Source organism: Nitrospira sp. BLG_2, assembly GCF_049222245.1.
The window spans coordinates 1-3,994 of record NZ_JBLYIG010000157.1 but is presented as its reverse complement, the minus strand read 5'-3'; the positions used below and the strand labels follow the sequence as shown (position 1 = coordinate 3,994).

The window sequence follows — 3,994 nt, the reverse complement described above, 5'->3', positions numbered from 1 at the left end:
CTGGTGGTGGGCGGCGGATACATCGGATTGGAATTGGGCACGGTGTATGACGCTCTCGGATCCGAGGTGACGGTCGTAGAGCTGTTGCCGCGCCTCCTCAACGGCGCCGATCCGGATCTCGTGCGGCCGTTGCAGCAGCGCCTGCAGCGGCGGTTCAAGGCCATCGAGCTGAATACGAAGGTGGACAAACTGGAATCCCACGAAAACGGGATCGCGGCGACGCTGGCAGGCCCTGAGGGAGCCCGCACAGAAATCTTCGACCGTGTGCTCATCGCGGTGGGACGGAGGGCGAACACGGAGCATCTCGGACTCGAACACACCAAAGTCGCGGTCTCGGAGAGAGGGTTCGTGCGGGTCGATCGCCAATTACGCACGGCCGAGCCGACCATCTTTGCCATCGGCGACGCCGTTGGGGAACCGATGCTCGCGCACAAGGCCACTCATGAAGGATTGGTCGCCGCCAGAGTGATCGCCGGCCAACAAGCGGCATTCGATCCTGCTGCGATCCCGGCCGTCGTCTTTACCGATCCTGAAATCGCCTGGTGCGGACTGACGGAAGAAGCGGCGAAGGGGAACGGGCAAGCCGTGAAAATCACCCGCTTTCCCTGGGCGGCTTCCGGCCGAGCCACCACCGTCGGCCGCAATGATGGTCTGACCAAATTAGTGTGCGATGCCGAGTCCGGGCGAATCCTCGGTGTGGGACTGTGCGGAGTGGGCGCGGGAGAGCTGATTGCCGAAGGCGTGTTGGCGGTGGAGATGGGAGCGGTAGCCGAAGATCTGGCGGCCTCCATCCATGCGCACCCGACATTAAGCGAAACGGTCATGGAGGCAGCCGAACTCTTCGACGGGCAAGCGACACACATGTACACGGCCAAGCATTAGAGGACGATCCTCAACTTCACCGGTAAGCGATCTTATGTCCGTCCATCGACTGTTCAGGAATCCGTCCCTCACCAGGGGCGTGACCCAGCACTTCACGAATAACCTCGGCCAGGCATTTCGCGACCGCGGCGTTGCCTTGCGGTGAGTAATGATGACCCGCTGCGAACCGAGCGGAGCTGGGGACCTCCAGCAAACAGGGAGTGGGATCTGTATAGGGAAGGCCGGCCTTTTGCAACACTCGCCTGCCTAGACTATCGGTCGAATCCGTACTCGCCAAATCAATCCCACTGGGAAAATACACCAGGAGAGGGATCGCTCCGTCCTGGGTTGCGGATCGCACGAACTCCTTCAGAATCTTTGCATTGACCGAAACCAGTGCCTTATCCGTGTTATCGTATTGGGCGGCTATCCAGCGAGGGAATATAGATACCACCAGTCGCGCGAGATAGGAATGATGAAAGAATCTTTCCTCCCAGTCATAAGGCGTATACCCTCTGTCGTACTTCAGATAGGGAAGCTCTAAAACCGATCCTCTGGCAAAGATCGAATCAGGCGGGAGGGGAGGCACATTGATGTTGACGAGCCTCCCTTGTCGCAGAATGTGGCGAGGTTTTGAGAAAGGAACTTTCCAGTCGGGCGCAGATAAAAACGGATATACCCACAGGGAGCGGTTGATGTCATGTGAGATGAGCCCGAAGATCACGATCTTTGGATGCCAGTCCCGAACATCTTTCCCATACCGCAAATACGCCTGACCCACGCTATAGCCTGGAACGCCAAAGTCCAGGACTTCAACATCCGGACCTAGGTCCTTCTCTAAGCGGTATCCCCATGTATCCTCATATTCCACCTCTTCCCCGAAGGTAAAAGAATCTCCCACCAGGGCAATCCGCGTCTTCTCCGTGTCCTTGGCGAACGAAATGCCTACCTGTGGAGCTCGTATTCCCTCCGCGCTGGAATAGTACAGTCCATCGGAACTGCTTTTGTTCGGTTCAAGCGTCCATCCCATCAGGTCATCGTACTGTATGTATGAGGCATCTCCTGATGCTTGCTCAAGAAGCGGACGGTATTCATCTGCAATCTTGTCCCAATTTTTCGGTCTCAACAGGACCTTCCCGAATATTTCGCCCTTGGGAGTCATGTGAGAGCCCGCTCGGACTGCGATCTCGCCGATGGACAGAATGAGCATCACAGTGATGAGATTCATCGCCAGGATCATGCGGAAATTGCGTGATGGTCCTCGCCGGCCGGCCACATACTGATGAATAATGACCGCGATGCTGAGCACACAGGCGAGACCAGCGAAGAGAGAGGCTTTGCCCGGTGTAGTGGAGAGAAACACCGAAAAAGGCCTCGCGCCTTTCATGTACAGCGCTATCGCCATGGCCGCAAAAGACGATTCCAAGGTGAGGAGAGCGGCGAAGAGGAGCAGCTCGTTTTCTCGCGAATCACGACGAAGGGTCATTGTAAGCCTCAAAGCATTAGGACCTATAAAGAGTTGTCCAGGACCAGCGGCGGCACATATTAATTAGCGTAGGGATGCGCGACGTACGAGTGCAGAGCTAGGGACAGGACATGGCGTGTTATTCCTGTAGATCAATTTGTTAGGGAGCAAAAATTTACTAACCTCTTGAGCTGTTCGACACTAGCGAATTCCCTAGTCGGGACGATACGGACGATAAGATGGTCCCGCCTCAGTTCTTCAATGCGCGTCGATTTTTAGGCGAGTAATGCTTTACCACCTCGATGCCCCTGTTGCATCCCGCCGGCAAACCAATGAAGGGCAGCGCCTCCGACGCGCATCACCAATCCCAGCACGCTCAAGGTTTGTTGCGCCAACGTGGCGTTGACTTCGCCGATCCGCCGCTGATGCCCGTCGTCCAGCGACTCGGTCCGTCCATCCAGCGCGAGAGAGCGCTTCTCAACAGAGAAAACGGTATAACTGTGGTCGGGAACAGCAAGTCATGCGGCTGCTTGTGGCAAATCCGCTCACCATTGGTCTCGGAAAAAGAGGAAGTACCCGATTGCGACCGCGATCGCCTGAAATAAGATCAGCCAGCGCATGAGACCCCACGGGGTCTCCGCTCGGCTCTCCTTCAGTCTCATTGTCGCTTGCAGAGAAGGTTGCGAAAGAATAAACGCGGCAACCACCTCCCTCGCTTCCTCCCGGCTTATGTTTCTCTCCATCTGAATCTGTTCGATCGCTTTGCTGCGGTCGCCTTGCGACAGCGCCTCCAGGGCTTTCTTGGGAAATTCGTATTCCACTCGTCGTTCCTCCGTCATGGTGACCGGTGAAGTTTACCAGAAAAGACCGCTGTCCGTCTTCCTGATTTCCACAGTGATTCCGTTGGGCCGCATTGATACTGCGCTCTCAATTATCCCATGGTAAGTCAAGGAATGTGTGCCACGCTAAATCGGCTTGTCTCACTCGATGGCGTACGATGAATAAACGTTGCTATGTTTGTGAACGTCGCGAAGCAAGAACGCCAATGTACTTTTTCAACAGCCTGCCGGCCTCCTTTTGCAACGGATCAGAACAGCGGATGGTGTGGGGCCGAGGCAAAGGGAGCGGCAGCCGGCACCTCGCCGGCATTGCCGAGAAACCTCCAGGCATCACCTTCTTTCACCATATAATGGACTTCCCGAAACCAGCTGTCGAGGGTGATCCGATCTCCCGAGCGTTCGTCGGTGCCGTACAATCCTCCCGTGCAGGTCACTTCCGCGCGAAGCACTTTGTTCTCCTGCGTAATCTTGATATCGGAAAATAAATGGAGCGATTCCACGGCCTTGTAGTGTTTGAATACTTCGTTCCATACCCGGCGCACATCGTCTTCTTTCAACCCGTGATAATCGTAAGAAGGCGCGTAAAACTGCATGAGCGCGTCGATATCCTTTTTTTTCAGCGCGGATTCCGCACGTTCGAACGCCGCAAGCAAGTCCGTCACAACCGGATGACGCAAGATCTCTCCTTGTCGCGCAACCTTCTTCCCCTCCAGCAACAATGTCGTCTCCGGTAATACTTGAACCTTAGCCAACGCCAGAACGGGCACGAATGCCCAGGATAGAGCCAGACCCAGTACAAGGAACGCAGATGCTTTTGAGTCATGTTTCA

At 55.7% G+C, this 3,994-nt stretch carries 4 protein-coding genes; 1 reads left to right on the top strand and 3 read right to left on the bottom strand.

The window, feature by feature from the left end; all coding sequences use genetic code 11:
- The coding region (locus ACOSYY_RS04350) for a dihydrolipoyl dehydrogenase family protein (protein WP_421661044.1) at nt 1-882 on the top strand (882 nt) is incomplete at its 5' end.
- A 16-nt stretch (nt 883-898) separates the two neighbouring features.
- Here the strand turns inward: ACOSYY_RS04350 and ACOSYY_RS04345 are convergent.
- From ACOSYY_RS04345 to ACOSYY_RS04335, 3 genes are all read right to left on the bottom strand, one after another.
- Nucleotides 899-2,347, bottom strand: coding sequence for an SGNH/GDSL hydrolase family protein (locus ACOSYY_RS04345; RefSeq protein WP_421661043.1), 1,449 nt, complete (start codon nt 2,345-2,347; stop codon nt 899-901).
- A 524-nt stretch (nt 2,348-2,871) separates the two neighbouring features.
- A complete protein-coding gene (locus ACOSYY_RS04340) occupies nt 2,872-3,147 on the bottom strand; it encodes a hypothetical protein (protein ID WP_421661042.1) in 276 nt (91 codons plus the stop codon).
- 266 nt (nt 3,148-3,413) lie between these two features.
- Nucleotides 3,414-3,994: Cif family virulence factor (locus tag ACOSYY_RS04335; protein ID WP_421661041.1), on the bottom strand; the 581-nt coding region annotated here is incomplete at its 5' end.